General features: G+C 61.4%; 19 protein-coding genes and 1 other RNA gene. 10 read left to right on the top strand and 10 right to left on the bottom strand.

Features of this window, described 5'->3' with window-relative positions:
• Nucleotides 1–144: 144 nt before the first annotated feature.
• The gene (locus HJB84_RS17510; RefSeq protein WP_207582425.1) at nucleotides 145–684 is read left to right on the top strand and encodes an SH3 domain-containing protein; all 540 of its coding nucleotides are present in this window, start codon (nucleotides 145–147) and stop codon (nucleotides 682–684) included.
• Here the strand turns inward: HJB84_RS17510 and HJB84_RS17505 are convergent.
• Nucleotides 677–1,669, bottom strand: a complete 993-nt coding sequence (locus HJB84_RS17505) for an adenosine kinase (RefSeq protein ID WP_207582424.1) — start codon at nucleotides 1,667–1,669, stop codon at nucleotides 677–679. The two genes, HJB84_RS17510 and HJB84_RS17505, sit on opposite strands and share 8 nt — an antisense overlap.
• A gap of 510 nt (nucleotides 1,670–2,179) precedes the next feature.
• On the opposite strand from HJB84_RS17505, the gene HJB84_RS17500 reads away from it, so the two are divergent.
• Entirely contained in the window at nucleotides 2,180–3,127 is a 948-nt protein-coding gene (locus tag HJB84_RS17500; protein ID WP_207582423.1) for an AEC family transporter, read from the top strand.
• A gap of 72 nt (nucleotides 3,128–3,199) precedes the next feature.
• Here HJB84_RS17500 and HJB84_RS17495 read toward each other — a convergent pair whose 3' ends face one another.
• Nucleotides 3,200–3,757 carry a cytochrome c family protein gene (locus tag HJB84_RS17495; protein ID WP_221116478.1) on the bottom strand — a complete coding sequence of 186 codons (558 nt, stop codon included), beginning with the start codon at nucleotides 3,755–3,757 and terminating at the stop codon, nucleotides 3,200–3,202.
• A gap of 153 nt (nucleotides 3,758–3,910) precedes the next feature.
• Here HJB84_RS17495 and HJB84_RS17490 point away from each other — a divergent pair, with 153 nt between their 5' ends.
• The gene (locus tag HJB84_RS17490; protein WP_221116477.1) at nucleotides 3,911–4,666 is read left to right on the top strand and encodes a 3-deoxy-manno-octulosonate cytidylyltransferase; all 756 of its coding nucleotides are present in this window, start codon (nucleotides 3,911–3,913) and stop codon (nucleotides 4,664–4,666) included.
• Nucleotides 4,667–4,676: 10 nt separating this feature from the next.
• Nucleotides 4,677–5,531, top strand: coding sequence for a prephenate dehydratase (locus HJB84_RS17485; RefSeq protein ID WP_207582420.1), 855 nt, complete (start codon nucleotides 4,677–4,679; stop codon nucleotides 5,529–5,531).
• 65 nt (nucleotides 5,532–5,596) lie between these two features.
• Here HJB84_RS17485 and HJB84_RS17480 read toward each other — a convergent pair whose 3' ends face one another.
• From HJB84_RS17480 to HJB84_RS17460, 5 genes are all read right to left on the bottom strand, one after another.
• The gene (locus HJB84_RS17480) at nucleotides 5,597–5,965 is read right to left on the bottom strand and encodes a VOC family protein (RefSeq protein WP_207582419.1); all 369 of its coding nucleotides are present in this window, start codon (nucleotides 5,963–5,965) and stop codon (nucleotides 5,597–5,599) included.
• Nucleotides 5,966–6,096: 131 nt separating this feature from the next.
• Nucleotides 6,097–6,357 carry a hypothetical protein gene (locus tag HJB84_RS17475; RefSeq protein WP_207582418.1) on the bottom strand — a complete coding sequence of 87 codons (261 nt, stop codon included), beginning with the start codon at nucleotides 6,355–6,357 and terminating at the stop codon, nucleotides 6,097–6,099.
• Nucleotides 6,358–6,429: 72 nt separating this feature from the next.
• Nucleotides 6,430–7,122: a YafY family protein gene (locus HJB84_RS17470; protein WP_049731259.1), complete on the bottom strand. Its 693-nt coding sequence runs from the start codon at nucleotides 7,120–7,122 to the stop codon at nucleotides 6,430–6,432.
• Between the two features lie 4 nt (nucleotides 7,123–7,126).
• Nucleotides 7,127–8,086 carry an NAD(+) diphosphatase gene (nudC, locus tag HJB84_RS17465; protein WP_207582417.1) on the bottom strand — a complete coding sequence of 320 codons (960 nt, stop codon included), beginning with the start codon at nucleotides 8,084–8,086 and terminating at the stop codon, nucleotides 7,127–7,129.
• A complete protein-coding gene (locus tag HJB84_RS17460) occupies nucleotides 8,083–8,493 on the bottom strand; it encodes an HIT domain-containing protein (RefSeq protein WP_207582416.1) in 411 nt (136 codons plus the stop codon). Before HJB84_RS17460 ends, nudC begins: the two co-directional genes overlap by 4 nt.
• An 88-nt stretch (nucleotides 8,494–8,581) precedes the next feature.
• On the opposite strand from HJB84_RS17460, the gene ffs reads away from it, so the two are divergent.
• The 4 genes from ffs to HJB84_RS17440 all read left to right on the top strand — a co-directional run bounded on the left by ffs (nucleotide 8,582) and on the right by HJB84_RS17440 (nucleotide 11,773).
• Nucleotides 8,582–8,678: signal recognition particle sRNA small type (gene ffs / locus HJB84_RS17455), an RNA gene on the top strand.
• Nucleotides 8,679–8,723: 45 nt separating this feature from the next.
• Nucleotides 8,724–10,601 (top strand): DNA polymerase III subunit gamma/tau, encoded by a 1,878-nt coding sequence (locus HJB84_RS17450; RefSeq protein WP_221116476.1) that lies wholly within the window; start codon nucleotides 8,724–8,726, stop codon nucleotides 10,599–10,601.
• A gap of 22 nt (nucleotides 10,602–10,623) precedes the next feature.
• The gene (locus tag HJB84_RS17445; protein WP_007634163.1) at nucleotides 10,624–10,947 is read left to right on the top strand and encodes a YbaB/EbfC family nucleoid-associated protein; all 324 of its coding nucleotides are present in this window, start codon (nucleotides 10,624–10,626) and stop codon (nucleotides 10,945–10,947) included.
• 265 nt (nucleotides 10,948–11,212) lie between these two features.
• Nucleotides 11,213–11,773 (top strand): hypothetical protein, encoded by a 561-nt coding sequence (locus HJB84_RS17440; protein WP_221116475.1) that lies wholly within the window; start codon nucleotides 11,213–11,215, stop codon nucleotides 11,771–11,773.
• Between the two features lie 55 nt (nucleotides 11,774–11,828).
• Here HJB84_RS17440 and HJB84_RS17435 read toward each other — a convergent pair whose 3' ends face one another.
• Nucleotides 11,829–12,446: an MOSC domain-containing protein gene (locus tag HJB84_RS17435; protein ID WP_221116474.1), complete on the bottom strand. Its 618-nt coding sequence runs from the start codon at nucleotides 12,444–12,446 to the stop codon at nucleotides 11,829–11,831.
• A gap of 57 nt (nucleotides 12,447–12,503) precedes the next feature.
• Between HJB84_RS17435 and recR the strand changes: the two genes are divergently transcribed.
• Together recR and HJB84_RS17425 are read left to right on the top strand one after the other, a co-directional pair.
• A complete protein-coding gene (recR, locus tag HJB84_RS17430) occupies nucleotides 12,504–13,109 on the top strand; it encodes a recombination mediator RecR (protein WP_003589338.1) in 606 nt (201 codons plus the stop codon).
• Nucleotides 13,110–13,294: 185 nt separating this feature from the next.
• Nucleotides 13,295–14,566, top strand: a complete 1,272-nt coding sequence (locus HJB84_RS17425) for a lytic murein transglycosylase (RefSeq protein ID WP_207582413.1) — start codon at nucleotides 13,295–13,297, stop codon at nucleotides 14,564–14,566.
• A 4-nt stretch (nucleotides 14,567–14,570) separates the two neighbouring features.
• Here the strand turns inward: HJB84_RS17425 and HJB84_RS17420 are convergent, their stop codons facing one another.
• Together HJB84_RS17420 and HJB84_RS17415 are read right to left on the bottom strand one after the other, a co-directional pair.
• Nucleotides 14,571–15,023 carry a GNAT family N-acetyltransferase gene (locus HJB84_RS17420; protein ID WP_207582412.1) on the bottom strand — a complete coding sequence of 151 codons (453 nt, stop codon included), beginning with the start codon at nucleotides 15,021–15,023 and terminating at the stop codon, nucleotides 14,571–14,573.
• A gap of 8 nt (nucleotides 15,024–15,031) precedes the next feature.
• A complete protein-coding gene (locus tag HJB84_RS17415; protein WP_207582411.1) occupies nucleotides 15,032–16,663 on the bottom strand; it encodes an MFS transporter in 1,632 nt (543 codons plus the stop codon).
• Nucleotides 16,664–16,682: the final 19 nt, after the last annotated feature.

The following is a 16,682-nucleotide window of genomic DNA, read 5'->3' as shown; positions in this document are numbered from 1 at the left end:
GGGGTGATAATTTTCCCATCCGGGCATTTTCTACCAGACCCGCACGCGAAGACAAACAAAACTCGGCGTGCGGCCGGGGAATGTCAGAGCCCGGACCGCGAACAGGCCAGGCCTGTCCGCGAATTCGAGCAAACGGAAACTTCCATGCGCAGCAAAGTCCTGAAGTCCTGCCTCGCCCTGGCCATCGCTCTGGCCGCATCCATGGGAACCGTCGAATTTGCCCATGCGCAGGCCGCCAAGGGTCCAAGCGGACTGCCATTGCCGCGTTTCGTCACGCTGAAATCCAAGCGCGTCAACCTGCGCATCGGCCCGGGAACGGATTATGCCGTTTCGTGGATGTACCTGAAATCCGGGTTGCCGGTGGAGATCATTCAGGAATACGACAACTGGCGCCGCATTCGCGATGCGGACGGTACCGAAGGCTGGGTCAACCAGTCACTGCTGTCAGGCCAGCGTGCGGCGATCGCCGCCCCGTGGATGAAGACGAAGGGTAAGGGCGTCTTTGTCAATCTGCGGCGCGAGGCGCAGCCCTCCGCATCGATCGTCGCCAAGCTGGAACCCGGCGTAATGGTGACGATCGGCGAATGCAACGGTGACTGGTGCCGCGCCGAAACCGACGGCGCCTCCGGCTGGGTGGCGCAGTCGGAGATCTGGGGCGCCTATCCCGGCGAAGCCTTCAAATAAGCCCAGCCTGTTTGGCAGCCTCGGAAAGCGAGGTCATCGGGCGCGGGCCGATCTGCTGGATAACGATGCCGGCGGCGAGGCAACCGAGCTTGCCGCAATCCTCCAGAGAGCGTCCCTGCGTATAACCATAGAGGAAGCCGGAGGCAAAGAGATCGCCGGCACCTGTCGTATCCACAACTTCCCTGATCTTGATCGCATCGACGTAATAACGCTCGCGGCCCTTCAGGATGACGGCGCCGTCCTCGCTCATGGTCACGGCGGCGATCTTGCAATCGGCGGCGATCCTGTTCAGCGCCTCTTCGAAATCGTCGGTTTCATAGAGCGACAGCGCTTCCTGGCGATTGGCGAAGACGATATCGACCTTGCCGGAGCGCATCAGATCGAGGAATTCGCCGCGATAGCGGCCGACGCAGAAGCTGTCGGACAGCGTCATCGACATTTCGCGGCCGTTTTCATGGGCGATGCGGGCACAATCGAGGATCGCTTCCTTGGCGCGTGGCGGATCCCACAGATAACCTTCGAAATAGGTGACCTTGGCGTCGGCCACGACGTCGGTCTCGACGTCCTCAGGCCCGAGTTCGACGCAAGCGCCGAGATAGGTATTCATCGAACGCTCGCCGTCCCCGGTGACGAAGATCATCGAACGGGCCGTCGGCGGGAAGGTGCCCTTGGGCCGGGTCTGGTAGTGGACGCCTTGGGCGCGGATGTCGTGGGTAAAGATGTCACCCAACTGATCTGCGGCGACATTGCCGAAATAGGCAGCCTTGCCGCCGAGGTTAGCCACGCCCGCGGCCGTGTTGCCGGCGCTGCCGCCGGAGGCTTCGAGCGCCGGTCCCATGCGCGAATACAGCAGTTCGGCGCGCTCGGCATCGATGAGGTTCATGGCCGCCTTGGTGATCTGGTTGTCAATGAGGAACTGGTCGTCACAACGGGCAATGATATCCACGATTGCGTTGCCGACTGTCAGAACATCGAATCTTGTCATGAAATGGGGAGTCCCGGATTTGTGATAGCCGGGGTTTGGTCTTAGCGAAATTTCTCCAGTTTGGAAGGATAAATGGCGGATGGCACATCTATTTCTTCGCAAAACTGCCGCCTATTCGTCATGCCCGTGTCATCTTCAAAATCTAGAAACAGTCGCAAGAAGACCGGCATGAGCAGCTTTCGGTTGCAGCCGGGCGCCCGAGGGATGATCCCTTCGATCTTACCGGCGCGATGCTGACCACGGATGAACTGGCAGCTTCGCGATCGGATATCCGGCAGGTCCGGAGCGGAAAAGCGGGCTGTGCCCGCTTTTTTTGCTCTGCGGATGCTGCCGGATTGGCGATTGGCTTTTCAATCCAGAAGGCTTGCTGCTGTCGCGCCGCTACGCCTTCTTAGACGCGCAGCGCCGTAGAACTTTGAATTGCTGGATAATTTTCTCCTTAAACCGATTCCGATTTGAGGAATTATGCAGTAGAGGTTGATACTCCCCCCGCGCAAAGCAGCCTCCCCCATGTCAGCCATCATTCTCGACGTTCTTCCCATCTTCATCCTGATCCTCATCGGCTGGGTGATCGTCCGCAGCGGCCTGATGGCATCGAATGTCGGCGAAGCGCTCAGCGAATTTGTCTTCAAGATCGCCGTGCCGCTACTGCTGTTTCGCACCATCGCCGAGGCGGATTTTCATGGCGCCTCGCCTTTCCGGCTGTGGATCGTCTATTTCTCAGGCGTTGCCATCACCTGGGCGACCGGCCATATCGCCGCCACGCGGCTCTTCGGCCGCGACGAACGGATCGGCGTGCTGGCCGGCGTTTCCTCCGCCTTCGCCAACAATATCTTCATCGGCCTGCCGCTCGTCGAGCGGACCGTTGGCGATGAGGGGCTGGTGGCGCTGTCGATCCTGCTTGCCGTGCATTTGCCGGTGATGATGGTCGCCGGCACCGTGCTGATGGAGCATGCCGAGCGCAAGATCGCCGGCAAAAGCGATCGCAGCATGATGCTCGTGCTGCGCCAGATCGCCGTCAATCTGGTGCGCAATCCGCTGGTGATCGGGCTTGCGGCCGGCATGGCCATGCATCTTTCCGGTCTCACCATGCCCGTAACCCTGGCAACGGTCGTCAAGCAGATCGCCGGCATTGCCGGTCCGGCGGCGCTGATCTCGCTCGGCATGGCGCTGGAGAAATACGGCATTTCCGGCAATCTCGGCATCGCCAGCGTCACGTCAAGCTTGAAGCTGCTGATGCTGCCCGGCTGCGTATGGGCGGCGAGCCATCTCCTCGGCCTCAGCCCCGAATGGACGGCGGCGATCGTGCTGACCTCCTCGGTGCCCACAGGCGTCAACGCCTGGCTAATCGCCAACCGCTTCGGCGTCGGTCATAGCATCGCTGCCTCGACGATCACGGTGACGACGGCGCTCGGTGCAATCACGGTGTCGCTATGGGCCTATTTCCTGGGTGCCTGAAAAACTCTTTGCACAACAAAAAGCCCGGCTTCGCGGGCCGGGCTTCTATGACATGCGATTATTCCGTCCGCGTCACTGCGTCGCGGTCGGCAGCGGCACCGGCGAATCGGCGAGCGTGTGCAGGTAGAGGATAACGTTGGCGCGATCCTGATCCTTCGGCAGACCGGCAAAGCCCATCGCCGTGCCGGGAACATCCTTCTTCGGCGCCATCAGGAACTTGTTGAGAAATTCGAAGGTCCACTTCTCGCTGCTGCCCTTGGAAAAATCCTTGATGGCAGCGGAATAGGCAAAGCCCTCATGCGAGGCGATCGGGCGATCCACGACACCAAAGAGGTTGGGACCGACCTTGTTCGGTCCCCCTTTGGTGCCGTCATGACAGGCCTGACACTTCTTGAAGACCGTTTCACCGGCCTTGGCATCGGCAGAAGCGAGCAATTGCGCGATCGGAACGGCAGCAGCGGCAGGCGCAGCTTCGCCACCAGCGGCGGGCGCCTCTTCGGCAACGATCGCGAAACCTTCCTTTTCCGGTGCTTCGGAATGGAAGATCCCTTCGGACGCGATGGAGACCGACATCAGAACGAAAATCGTTCCGAGCAGCGCCCCAACGGCCGTATTGACGTATGAATTCATCTGCAATGCTCCCCTTGCAGCCGGCAGACCATAACCCGACCATCTTGAAATCGCGCGGAACCTATGTCTTTTGGCTGATCGTTGCAACTGTCTAAATGGTCTTGTGCGTGAGACTTTTTGACACTTTTCAGCCCGGAATAGAAGGCCCGACCAATGAGTGATTCAAATTTAGATGACGTGCTTGTATTGATCCCGGCGCGTATGGCCTCCACCCGACTTCCGGGCAAGCCGCTCGCCGATATTTGCGGGCTGCCGATGATCGTCCAGGTGGCGATGCGCGCCAGGGAGGCAGCCATCGGCCGCGTCGTCGTCGCCGTCGACGACGCCCGGGTGTTCGATGCCGTTTCGGCCGCCGGCTTCGAAGTCGTCATGACCAGCAGTGATCATCAATCTGGTTCCGATCGGATCTTCGAGGCGCTGAAGAAAGTCGATCCTGCCGGCAGGGCAAAATTCATCGTCAACGTCCAGGGCGATCTGCCGACGATCGATCCGGAAACCGTGCGCGCGGCTTTGCGCCCTCTCGAGAACGAGGCGGTCAATATCGGCACGCTGACGACCGAAATCGACAATGAAGCTGATAAAACCGCGCCGCATATCGTCAAGGTTGTCGGTTCGCCCGTTTCCGACACCCGACTGCGCGGGCTCTATTTCACGCGTGCGACGGCACCTTACGGCAAGGGCCCGCTCTACCACCATATCGGCCTTTATGCCTATCGGCGCGCGGCGCTGGAACGGTTCGTCGCGCTCGGGCCTTCAACGCTCGAAAGGCGCGAATCGCTGGAGCAGTTGCGGGCGCTGGAGGCCGGCATGCGCATCGACGTTGAGATCGTTGACACGGTTCCGCTCGGTGTCGATACTCCCGCCGACCTCGAAATAGCGCGGCGCATCCTCTCCGCAAAGTCGAACTGACGGAACCATCATGAACATCAAGACCAACAGGATCGCCTTCCAGGGCGAATTCGGCGCCAATTCCGACATGGCCAGCCGGGACATGTTTCCGACCATGGAGCCGCTGCCCTGCCAGACCTTCGAGGATGCGTTCACGGCGGTCGACAACGGCGACGCCGATATCGGGATGATCCCGATCGAGAACACGATCGCCGGGCGCGTCGCGGATATCCATCATCTGCTGCCTGAATCGCGGCTGCACATCATCGGCGAGTATTTCATGCCGATCCGCTTCCAGCTGATGGTGCTGCCGGGGGTGACCAAGGACGAGATCCGCACCGTGCACAGCCACATTCACGCGCTCGGCCAGTGCCGCAAGATCGTTCGGGCCAATGGCTGGAAGCCTGTGATCGCCGGCGATACGGCAGGCGCGGCAAAACTGGTGAAGGAAACCGGCGACCGCTCGATGGCCGCCCTGGCGCCGCGGCTTGCCGCCGATCTCTACGGGCTCGAGATCATCGCCGAAAATGTCGAGGATACCGAAAACAACGTCACCCGCTTCGTCGTGTTGTCGCGCGACGAGGAATGGGCGCAACGGAATTCGGCGGACGAAAAGGTCGTTACCACCTTCGTCTTCAACGTTCGCAACATTCCGGCCGCGCTCTACAAAGCGCTCGGCGGGTTCGCCACCAACAATATCAACATGACCAAGCTGGAAAGCTATCAGCTCGGCGGAAGATTCGTGGCGACACAGTTCTACGCCGATATCGAAGGCCATCCGAACGATCCAAACGTGCGGCGGGCATTGGAAGAACTGCGGTTCTTCTCCGAGAAGGTGCGCATCCTCGGCGTCTACAAGGGGCATGCGATGCGAGGCCTGCTTTAGTTTTTTGCATATCGCCCGGAACCACCTTCCGGGCGGCATGCATGAGAGGCCTCGCATATCAGCTATTATTTATCCGGCTCACAGACACGCAGGCGATGACCATCCGGATCGAGCACGACGAAGGTCGGGCCGAAGTCCAGTTCGGTTAGTTCCTGGGCGATCGGCAGGCCGCGCTTGCGCCAGTCCTCATAATGGTTGGCGACAGCATTTTCCCCCGCAACCATGAAGGCCACCTCCCCGCGGTTGCCGATGGCGGAGGGCTGCGGTTCGACCTTGCTGCGCCGCCAGAGGCCGAGGGTGAAGCCGCCATCGAGCGGAAAGGCGACGAAATTCGGTGCTTCCACGGTCGGTTCGCGGTTCAGGAGGTTCCGGTAGAAGCTTGCGCTTTCGCCGGGGTCCTTGACGTAGAGGATAATCAGATTGGGGCTGGTCATTTTGGTTCTCCCGGTGGTGTTAAATGGTGGACGAGGAATTACCTGCTGCCAATTTATGGCAGCAGGGCACAAAGGGCGTTGCCGAAGCAACGCCCTCGTCTCCTCGCGGATGCGGATAACGATGAGGTGGCCTAGAGCGGGAAACCATCCTTGTGGCGTGGGTTGCGCCCATCCATGAAGCCGAGGTCGCGCTTCAGATAGTCGGGTGTCGCTTCAACGTCGAGCTTGGAGCGGCTTCCCCCGGGGATCCAGAAAAAGCTGATGGCCAGGCGCAGCAGGCCGGAGCGTGCCGATTGGCGGACGTCGGCGAAAGTTTCGGCCGAAATGATGTCGGCAAAGCTATCAGTGGCGAAGCGGTCGCCGGCCCGCTGAATGACTGGAGGCATTGCCATGATCAGTACTCCTTCCTGTTGAAGTGGTACTGATGATAACCCCGACTGCTGACAGTTTATGGCAGCAGCGTTTCAGTTCTCGAGCGGCACGTCCTGCTCGCGCCATTCCTTGAGAAGAACCGTGCGGCGGCGCGGATAACGCACCTCATGGAGCGTCATGTCGATGATGCGGTCGGTGCGGAAATGGCGGAAGTCCTGGCGCAGTTCGCACCAGGCCATGAGGACGCGTACATGCTCGAAATAGCCGAGTGCGAAAGGCCAGACGCGGCGACGCGAGATCCGGCCCTGCTCGTCGCCATAATGCAGTTCGAGGATCCGCTCCAGGCGGATCGCCCGGCGGATGGCCGAGACATCCGCCTTGTCCTCGTCCCGGCGTTTGGGGCCGACGAAAAGGGCTGCCGAATCGATCATCTCCCGCATATCGGCCGGCAGCACGGCGGCAATCTTGGCGAGCGCATCGGCGCCGGCGCCGGCCAGGCGCGGTTCGGCGGCGCGGGCGACCCAGCGCGAGCCGAGCACGAGCGCCTCCAGCTCCTCTTCGGAAAACATCATCGGCGGCAGCATGAAACCCGGCTTCAGCACGTAGCCGATGCCGGCTTCGCCTTCGATCATCGCACCCTGGGCCTGCAGGCTGGCAATATCGCGATAGAGCGTGCGCAGGCTGACGCCGGTTTCCTCTGCAAGCACGATGCCGGTCACCGGCCGCCGGTAACGCCGGAGCGTCTGGAGCAGCGTCAGCAGCCGTTCCGAGCGGGCGACCGGCATGGCGTTACCGCTTCCACTCCACCCAGTCGCGCATCAGGCGGTGGGCGATCGCCCCTTTCGGCGGAGAGGCCTTGCCTGTCGCGCTCGGGCGTTCCAGCATCTCGATCGTTTCCTCGCGGGTGAACCAGCGGCAATCCTCCAACTCCGTCTCGTCGCGGGTGATTTCGGCGGATCTGGCCTCGGCGTAACAGCCGATCATCAGGGAATGTGGCATCGGCCAGGGCTGCGAGGCGTGGTAGCGGATGCGGCCGGTGCGGATGCCCGATTCCTCCAGCGTTTCGCGGCGCACGGCGTTCTCGATGGTCTCACCAGGTTCAACGAAGCCAGCAAGACAGGAATACATGCCGGGCGCGAAATGCGGACTGCGGCCGAGCAGACAGAGGTCGCGGCTCTCATCGATCGTCAGCATGATGACGACAGGGTCGGTGCGGGGGAAGATCATGTGTTCGCAGGCAGCGCAGACACGTTTGTAGCCGCCGATGTGGATCTCCATCGCCGAGCCGCAACGGCCGCAGAAGCGGTTGTCGCCATTCCAGCGGATGAGGCTCGCGGCCTGGGCGAATTCGCCGAGCAGCACCTCGTCGATCAGCATTTCGCGAAACAGCGTGCGGCCGTCGGCAGGCTTGTATTGGCTGGTGAGATCGTCGACGTCGATACCGACGGGAACCGCAAGGCGCGGCTCGCCTGATTTGCGGTAGCCGAGAAGCACCGTCTCGTCCCAATTCGGCCGAAGCTCCTGAAGCTCATAGCGGGCAAAGAGCGGATCGAGCACCTGGCCGTCATGCTTCAGCACCAGCTTGTCGCCGGCGAAGGCGAAGATATGCGTGCCCTCCTTGGCCAGCGCTTTTTCGACGGAGCGTTCGTCGCGATGTTCGGAATCGCGATTGAGGTCGTTGGCGGCAAAAGCCGTGAGATTGCTGGGCTCCGGATGCGGCACATCCGAATCGAAAAGCGAATGACTCATGATGAAAGGGCTTCCCGCAGCTTCGCTGTGAATTCGTCTCTCTTTTCGTCTTCGTAGGGTTCCGCGCGTCCGAAGCCCCAGACGGGACCCGGCCAGTTGGCATCGCCTTCGAAGCGGGCAATCACATGAACATGAAGCTGGCGGACGATATTGCCAAGAGCCCCGATATTGATTTTTGCGGCACCGGTGATCTGCTTCAGCGCCGTGGCAGTGAGCTCGGTCTCGAAGGCAAGCAGCACCTGGTCGAGCGGCGTCAGCTCGAAGATTTCGGTGATGCCTGCCCGGCGCGGCACGAGAATGAGCCAGGGCCAGCGGGCATCCCTCGACAATCTCAGATCACAGAGGCCTGTGATCATGATGCTGACGCTGTCGTTTTCCAGCCGAGGGTCGAGCATAAAGCCGTTCAAGGGCATTCCTCCTGTCTTTTCCAACGACTAGCAGTTTTTTATCATGTTGGCTTGCTTTTGATGACGATATTGCCGATATGTGCATTCGGGAGGTTGGTGGTGGACGAGCCACTCGCCAACCGGGTCAGGTCCGGAAGGAAGCAGCCCTAACGAGCCCGGCACGGGTCATCGTGCCAGCCTCCCACCTTCTCTCCACGAAGTGCCCGACGATCCGGGCGACAAGCAGGGCGATGAGCGACACCGAGCGACAATCAAAAGATGCCGCCTCGACGGGCACCGGATACCGGGTGCTGGCTCGCAAATACCGCCCCAAGGATTTCACGGACCTGATGGTCGGCCAGGAGCCGATGGTCCGCACCCTTACCAACGCCTTCGAGACCGGCCGCATCGCCCAGGCCTACATGCTGACCGGCGTGCGCGGCGTCGGCAAGACGACGACTGCGCGCATCCTGGCGCGAGCGCTGAATTACAAGACAGCTGATGTCGACAAGCCGACGATCGACCTTCGCACGCCCGGCGAGCACTGCCAGGCGATCATGGAAGGCCGGCATGTCGACGTGATCGAGATGGATGCCGCCTCCCATACCGGCATCGACGATATCCGCGAGATCATCGAGCAGGTGCGCTACCGGCCGGTTTCGGCGCGCTACAAGGTCTACATCATCGACGAAGTGCACATGCTGTCGACGCAGGCCTTCAATGGCCTCTTGAAGACGCTGGAAGAACCGCCGGAGCATGTGAAGTTCATCTTCGCCACGACCGAGATCCGCAAAGTGCCGATCACCGTGCTGTCACGCTGCCAGCGCTTTGACCTGCGCCGCATCAGCGCGTCGGATCTCGTCGGGCTGTTTTCGACGATCGCCGCCAAGGAAGGCATCGAGGCGGAACCGGACGCGCTGGCAATGATCGCGCGTGCCGCCGAAGGCTCGGCGCGCGACGGGCTGTCGCTGCTCGATCAGGCGATCGCCCATGGTGCCGGCGCCGTGCAGGCGGAAGCCGTGCGCGGGATGCTCGGTCTTGCCGACCGCGCCCGGATCGTCGATCTCTTCCAGCATGTCGTCCAGGGCGACGTGGCCGCAGCCCTCGGCGAATTCCAGAGCCAGTACGAGGCCGGCGCCAATCCCGTGGTGGTGCTGACCGATCTTGCCGATTTCACCCATCTGGTGACGCGGCTGAAATATGTGCCGGATGCGGCGAACGACCCCTCGCTCAGCGAAGTCGAGCGCACCAAGGCGGCGGAATTCGCCAAGGGCGTTGCGGTAACGACGCTGTCGCGCATCTGGCAGATGCTGTTGAAGGGCATTCCGGAAACGGAAGGCTCGTCGCGGACGGCAGGTGCGGCCGAAATGGTGCTGATCCGGCTGGCGCATGCCGCGCATCTGCCGGCGCCCGAAGACGCGGCGCGGCGGCTTGCCGAATTTTCCGGCGACAATGCCGGCCCGCGGCCCGCCTCCCCGCCTTCAGGCAGTGGCGGCGGCAACGGCACGCGGGTTCCCTATCAAAGCAGTGTCGCGGCACGCGCGCCGGAAATCGCACCGAGCAAACCACAGGCGTCCGCGCCGGTGGCAATGCTGCGTGCGGTGCCGAGCAGCCAGCCCGAGACGATGCCTATCGGCCGAATCGAGACGAAACCGGCGGAAGCGCTAAAGTCGCTCGTCCAGGTCAACTCGGTCAGCGATATCGTCGATCTTGCCGCCGAGAAGCGCGATCCGAAGTTGAAGGCGATGGTGCGCACCTTCGTGCGCCCGGTCCGGATCGAGCCCGGCCGCCTTGACGTCAGCCTGGCCGGGGGCGCGCCGACGACGCTGCTCAACGAGCTTGCCGTCAAGCTGAAGGAATGGACCGGCATCCACTGGATCGTCAGCCTCAGCCGCGAAGAGGGCAAGCCGACGCTGGTGGAAGCGGAGGCCAGGACCCGGGAACAGCACGTCATCGACGCTCGTCAGGATCCTGACGTGGCAGCGATCCTGGCGTATTTTCCAGGCGCGAAAATCATCGACGTGCGCGTGCGGGCGCCCGAACCGGACGAGGAAGGCGAGGCAACGCCACCGGCCGCCGCCGAATCCGAAGAAGGCGACATCCTGCCTGGCGACGACATAGAGTTCTAGAGTTTCAACAAGGAGCGAGACGATGCGCGACATCATGGGCATGATGGGCAAAGTCAAGGAAATGCAGGCCAAGATGGAGCAGATGCAGGCGGAGATCGCCGAGCTCACGGCCGAAGGCAAGGCCGGCGGCGGCCTCGTCACTGTGCTCATCTCGGGCAAGGGCGAGCTGAAGAGCCTGAAGATCGACCCATCGCTGTTCAAGGAAGACGATGTCGAGATCCTCGAGGACCTGATCGTCGCCGCCCACAAGGACGCCAAGGACAAGGCCGAGGCGCTCGCCGCCGAAAAGACCAAGGCACTCACCGCCGGCCTGCCGATCCCGCCCGGTTTCAAGCTGCCGTTCTGATAGCAGGCAGTTCGGTCTTTAAGGCATTTCCGTTTTTTTCGAATTGCGGAGATATTCCAAAGCGCGTCGCAACGAATTTGATTCATGCGATGCGCTTTTATTGTTTTGACGCATGTCGTTATCGTGGAGCCTCTGCATACCTTTGTAGTGACATGCATTGCCTCTCTTTTTTTCGAGTAATTCCCGACACAAAACCACGCCATAGTTTTGCTGGAATTGCTCTCATATTTCAGCCAGTAGTTTCAGAGATCTCACAAGGTTTTTCATGAAGATCGCCGGCGTTTTTCGCGTTTTTATTGCTGTTACTATCTTCGCGCCGACGACCGTCAGTGCAAATCAATGCGATCCCAGTAAGCCTGTTTATGTGTTCGACCAATTTGGCGGGGGCGACGACACCAAGGTTTTCTACAGTGAGCGCGATGGCAAACACGAATGGTACCTGACACCAGTCAGGTTTGATACTTGGCGAAAATCCAAACTGGTTTGGTCTATCGATGGTGCCGTAACATGCAGCGATGCTGTCGGCATATGCACGTTAGACTTGGAATCCAACAAAAAGAAGGACTCGAATTCGGCTCTTTACCACTGCTTCAAGGAAAATGAAAAGGATATGAAAGGTGTAACCTCCCTTGCGATCCCCGTCACCGATATTATGACAGGTAACGAATCATCGCACGTTGCATTCGGCTTTCTGACTGCTATTTCAATGGGATGCAGTAATTTCTTGGACATCAAGGTTGAACGGAAGGCATTGCTAACCCCGCAGGAACGGGAAGGTCAGTTCCTCTTGCCGCCTTACTTTCGACGGGTTGCTTGCCCCACGTAGCCGGGCTCCTCATCTCGCCGCGAAACTATTACAAAGCGCGCTGAGAATACGACTCCTAACTTTGAGCAGCCAGCATTGACCGTAATTTGTAATGAATGGGCGCTGACAGATAACGCTGTCGATCTTCAACCGAAAGTTGGCGCCCGAAGGTTTCCATCATTTCCGGCATCGTCACCCGGGCGCCGGAAAAAGGCGCGTACGCGACCGGCAAGCCGGCTTCGACAATTCCGTTGGCGATTACACGGCAATAAATGCCGGGACGGCCTGCCTGGGTATATCGCTTGACGAATTTCGGGTCGTTCATCCTGGCGGCGAATGTGGCGCAGGGAATGCGGCAGGAGGTGACCTCGAGGACCAATTCACCTGTCATGAAGCGGTCGCCAACCGCGACTTGTCGGTTGTCGAGGCCCTCAATTACGAGGTTCTCCCCGAAAGTTCCGAGGTTGATGGGATGGCCGAGTTCCCTCGCCCACCAGTCGAGGCAGACGGAGCCTTCCAGATAGACAGCCTGATCGACGCCGCCATGGTGTTTGCGGTTGCAGATCGCATCACCGACCAGCCCTTCGGCATCGATCATCACCGCGCCGTTGACGGCGTGTTTGAAGATGCCGGTCTTGTAGCTCTTGCCGGCCAGCCTTTCCGGATTGCCGATGCACAGCGCCAGGATTTTCATGGGACGACCGATCCTTCCGCGATTCCGTTTTCGCTGCATATCAGCTAAGAACTGCGCATGGCAAAACGAGTCACTGGCCCCGAAATCGAAAAACTCATCCAGCTTTTGGCGAAGGTGCCGGGCCTCGGGCCGCGCTCGGCGCGCCGGGCGGCACTGCATCTGATCAAGAAGAAGGACCAGTTGCTAGGGCCCCTGTCGAATGCGATGGGCGAGGCCTATGACAAGGTGAAGATCTGCTCGCGCTGCGGCAATGTCGATACGGTCGATCCGTGCACAGTCTGCACCGACACGCAGCGCGATCAATCCATCATCATCGTCGTCGAGGACGTATCGGACCTTTGGGCGCTGGAGCGGGCAGGCGCAATGAACGCCGCCTATCATGTGCTCGGCGGTACGCTGTCGCCGCTTGACGGGATCGGGCCCGACGATCTCAACATTCGCGGGCTGATCGACCGGATCGGCGAAGGTGGCATCCGCGAGCTGATCATCGCCGTCAATGCCACCGTCGAGGGCCAGACGACGGCGCATTACATCACCGACCAGTTGCAGGGGCTCGAGGTGAAGATCACCCGCCTGGCGCACGGCGTGCCTGTCGGCGGCGAGCTCGACTACCTCGACGAGGGTACACTTGCGGCGGCCCTTCGGGCGCGGACGGTGATATGAGAGGCTTGGGTATGGCGCACCGCACCCCCCTCTGCCGTGCCGGGCATCTCCCCCACAAGGGGGGAGATCGGCTAGGGGGGACCTCTTGCCTTGATCAACGGCCACAGATGGCCGAAACCGCTTCGCTCACGACCAAGATTCCGCGAAGCCGGCGCTTCTTGCCGATCTCCCCCCTTGTGGGGGAGATGTCCGGCAGGACAGAGGGGGGTATTCTACGGCGGCTGCGGATATTCGCACTCGCTGCAATGGCCGCTCTCCTACCCCTCCCCGCCCTCGCAACCCCTTCGAAAGCCGATGTCGAAGCGCAGTTCGAGACGTGGGTGCAGAAGGACCTCTGGCCCGAGGCGAAGGCAAACGGCATTTCGGAGAAGACCTTCCAGGCCGCTTTCTCCGGCATTAGGCTGAATTGGGACCTGCCCGATCTCGCGCCGCCCGGCTTCCCGCCGCCGAAGGAGCAGAAGCAGACGCAGGCGGAGTTTTCCTCGCCCGGTCCCTATTTCAACGAGGACCATCTGAAGAGGCTTGCCGCGACGGGGCGCGGCTTTGCCGCGCAATATGGTTCGACGCTGAAGCGGATCGAGAAGACCTATGGCGTGCCGGGCTCGATCGTGCTTGCCATCTGGGGCCGGGAGACCGGCTTCGGCGCGGCGAAGATCCCGAATTCGGCGATCGAGGTGCTGGCGACCAAGGCTTTCATGTCGACGCGTAAGGAGATGTTCCGCACCGAATTGGTGGCGGCGCTGCATATTCTCGACGGAGGCGACGTGACGCCCGCCGATTTCAAGGGTTCGTCGGCGGGCGCGCTTGGTCAGCCGCAGTTCATGCCGACCAGCTATCTGAAATATGCCGTCGATTTCGACGGCGACGGCCATCGCAACATCTGGACCTCGGTGCCGGATACGCTCGCCTCGATCGCCAATTTCCTGGTCAAGAAAGGTTGGCAGCGCGACCGCGACTGGGGCTTCGAGGTATCGATACCGGAGGCGGTCTCCTGCGCGCAGGAAGGCCCCGACCTGGCAAAGCCGCTGTCGCACTGGGCCTCGCTCGGCATCGACCGCATCTCCGGCAAGGGTTTTCCATCGGGCGAGATGAAGGCTGAGGGCATGATGCTGGTCCCGGCCGGCCGCGACGGGCCGGAATTCGTCGTCACGCCGAATTTCTACATCATCAAGGAATATAATAATTCCGATCTCTACGCGCTTTACATCGGCAATCTCGCCGACCGGATCGCCGATAATGGCGGCGCCTTCCAAGGCCGATGGGGAGATGTCGGCAAGATGCTGCGCTCGGATGTCGCCGCCATGCAGAAGGCGCTGGAACGGCAGGGCTACGATGTCGGCGGTTCCGACGGCCTGCCGGGCTACAAGACCCGGCGTTCGATCGGCCAGTGGCAGGCGAAGAACGGCATGAAGCCGACCTGCTTTCCCGAAGCCACGATGAAAGGCAAGTTGAAATAAGGATTCAGAGCGTGCGCTTCAGCCCCTCATGGCTGGCGACGAAGCCGAGCTTCTCGTAGAAGCGCATCGAGCCTGCTCGCGTCTTGTCCGATGTCAGTTGCACGAGGCCGCAGCCGCGCGCGGCGCATTGGCCAATCGCCCATTCGATCAATTCTGCGCCGAGACCCGAGCCGCGACGATCGCTTGCAACACGCACACTTTCGATCTGACCGCGCCACATGCCCGTCCTCGACAGGCCGGGAATAAAGCTCAGTTGCAGGCAGCCGACGACCCGATCGGCCGCATCGATTGCAACGGCCAAAAGCTGATTGGCATCCGCCTCGATCGCGGCAAAGGCCGAGAGATACCGCGCATCGACGGGGTCGGCGACGATTTCCCTGGTGCCGCCAAGATCGTCGTCGGCCAGAAGCCGGACGATGGCGGCGAGATCGGATTGGCGGGCGAGCCTGAAACTCATGCTTGGCCTCAATGATGCAGATCGATCGGCGCCTTGTGGAAGACATCGTCGCCCGGCGGGATCGCCTGGCGTTCGATCATCCGGTGAACATGCAGCGGACCTTCGCCGCGGTGAAGCGCACGCAGCCTGTCGGTGTTTTCGGCATCGGCCTGCGTCCGCCGCTGGTTGTGTCTGATGTATTCGACCCAGGTCGGCGTATGGTAGGTTTCCGTCCACAGTCCGGGGTTTTCGAGATCGCGCATCAGCGCCCAGTTGCGGGCGCCATCGCGGATGCGGATACGGCGCCGTTCGCCCATCAGCTCCATGAATTCGGCCAGGTCGTCATCTCCGATCTCATAATCGACCTGAATGACGATCGGGCCGCTGCGCGGCGTAATGTCGAGACTGAGGGCCGGCTCGGTGAAGCGGTTCAGCGGATCGAGATTGAGCGAGGCGAAGGCCGGCATGGAAAAACGCAGGCCGATCACGATGCCGAGCAGCATGACGGTCGATGACATCAGCAGCGCATCGGCGACGCCGTATCGATCGGCGGCAATACCCCATAGCCAGCTGCCGCCGGCGATGCCGCCAAAGGTAACGGTCTGGTAGAGTGACAGCGCGCGGCCGACCACCCAGCGCGGCGTCGAAAGCTGGACGATGGTGTTGAAGAGCGAAAGTGCGGAAACCCAGCAGGCGCCGGAGACGAGCAGCCCGGCAGAGGTAAGGACAGCGCTTGGGCTGAAGGCGGCGATGACGGCGCTCAGCGCGAAGCCGGCGAAAGACAGGCGGATGATCATCTCGCTGGAAAGCATTTGGCGCAGTCGCGCATTCAGCACCGCCCCGCCGATCGCACCGATGCCGAAGGCGCCGAGCATGAAACCATAGGTCAGCGGGCCACCGCCGACGAGATCGAGCGCGACGATCGGCAGCAGCGCCAGGATCGAGCTGGCGCCGATGCCGAAGAGCAGTCCCCTGAGGAGAACCTTTTCGAGATTGGGCGACATCGAGACATAACGGAGGCCAGCGAAGATGGCGCTGCCGAGCGCCTCCCGCGGCAGAGTCGAGACCGGCGTGCTCGGCCGCCAGCGCAGCAGGGCATAGATCAGCGCGAGGTAGCTTACGGTGTTCACTGCGAAAGCTGCAGCGGCGCCGGCTGCGGCGACGATGACGCCGCCGATCGCCGGCCCAACGCTGCGGGTAATGTTGAAACCCATGCTGTTCAGCGTGACGGCGCCCGGCAGATCGGCGCGCGGCACCATGTCGCCGACCGAGGCCTGCCAGGAGGGATTGTTGAGTGCTGTGCCGCAGCCGATCAGGAAGGTGAAGAAGAGCAGCAGCCAGGGGGTGATCCAGCCGAGAAGGGCGAAGATCGTCAGCAGAGCCGAAACCGTCAGCATCATGCATTGCGCCGTCAGCATGACCCGCCGGCGGTCGTAATTGTCGGCGAGCGCACCCGATATCAGCGAAAACAGCATGATCGGCAGCGCCGTCGAGGTCTGCACCAGCGCGACCATATCCTCCGAGGCGCTGATCGTCGTCATCATCCAGGCAGCACCAACCGCCTGGATCAGGCCGCCGAAATTCGAGGACAGGCTGGCGAACCAGATGGTGCGGTAGGTATCGTGCCGCAGGGGCGCCAATGTCGACGAAGTGTAGGCCACGATTTCTCCGCTTTTGTTG

This window comes from Rhizobium sp. NZLR1b (genome assembly GCF_019685155.1).
Taxonomy (GTDB): Bacteria; Pseudomonadota; Alphaproteobacteria; order Rhizobiales; family Rhizobiaceae; genus Rhizobium.
Note: the sequence above shows the minus strand (reverse complement) of the source record. Positions and strands in the feature narration are given on the sequence as shown.

What these genes read in the sequence shown, in the direction of transcription:
- HJB84_RS17440 (WP_221116475.1), top strand. Translation starts at nt 11,213, where the DNA reads ATGAAGATCGCCGGCGTTTTTCGCGTTTTTATTGCTGTTACTATCTTC.
- HJB84_RS17510 (WP_207582425.1), top strand. Translation starts at nt 145, where the DNA reads ATGCGCAGCAAAGTCCTGAAGTCCTGCCTCGCCCTGGCCATCGCTCTG.
- HJB84_RS17490 (WP_221116477.1), top strand. Translation starts at nt 3,911, where the DNA reads ATGAGTGATTCAAATTTAGATGACGTGCTTGTATTGATCCCGGCGCGT.
- HJB84_RS17420 (WP_207582412.1), bottom strand. Translation starts at nt 15,023, where the DNA reads ATGAGTTTCAGGCTCGCCCGCCAATCCGATCTCGCCGCCATCGTCCGG.
- recR (WP_003589338.1), top strand. Translation starts at nt 12,504, where the DNA reads ATGGCAAAACGAGTCACTGGCCCCGAAATCGAAAAACTCATCCAGCTT.
- HJB84_RS17480 (WP_207582419.1), bottom strand. Translation starts at nt 5,965, where the DNA reads ATGACCAGCCCCAATCTGATTATCCTCTACGTCAAGGACCCCGGCGAA.
- HJB84_RS17470 (WP_049731259.1), bottom strand. Translation starts at nt 7,122, where the DNA reads ATGCCGGTCGCCCGCTCGGAACGGCTGCTGACGCTGCTCCAGACGCTC.
- nudC (WP_207582417.1), bottom strand. Translation starts at nt 8,086, where the DNA reads ATGAGTCATTCGCTTTTCGATTCGGATGTGCCGCATCCGGAGCCCAGC.
- HJB84_RS17495 (WP_221116478.1), bottom strand. Translation starts at nt 3,757, where the DNA reads ATGAATTCATACGTCAATACGGCCGTTGGGGCGCTGCTCGGAACGATT.
- HJB84_RS17475 (WP_207582418.1), bottom strand. Translation starts at nt 6,357, where the DNA reads ATGGCAATGCCTCCAGTCATTCAGCGGGCCGGCGACCGCTTCGCCACT.
- HJB84_RS17445 (WP_007634163.1), top strand. Translation starts at nt 10,624, where the DNA reads ATGCGCGACATCATGGGCATGATGGGCAAAGTCAAGGAAATGCAGGCC.
- HJB84_RS17505 (WP_207582424.1), bottom strand. Translation starts at nt 1,669, where the DNA reads ATGACAAGATTCGATGTTCTGACAGTCGGCAACGCAATCGTGGATATC.
- HJB84_RS17450 (WP_221116476.1), top strand. Translation starts at nt 8,724, where the DNA reads ATGAGCGACACCGAGCGACAATCAAAAGATGCCGCCTCGACGGGCACC.
- HJB84_RS17425 (WP_207582413.1), top strand. Translation starts at nt 13,295, where the DNA reads ATGTCCGGCAGGACAGAGGGGGGTATTCTACGGCGGCTGCGGATATTC.
- HJB84_RS17435 (WP_221116474.1), bottom strand. Translation starts at nt 12,446, where the DNA reads ATGAAAATCCTGGCGCTGTGCATCGGCAATCCGGAAAGGCTGGCCGGC.
- HJB84_RS17485 (WP_207582420.1), top strand. Translation starts at nt 4,677, where the DNA reads ATGAACATCAAGACCAACAGGATCGCCTTCCAGGGCGAATTCGGCGCC.
- HJB84_RS17500 (WP_207582423.1), top strand. Translation starts at nt 2,180, where the DNA reads ATGTCAGCCATCATTCTCGACGTTCTTCCCATCTTCATCCTGATCCTC.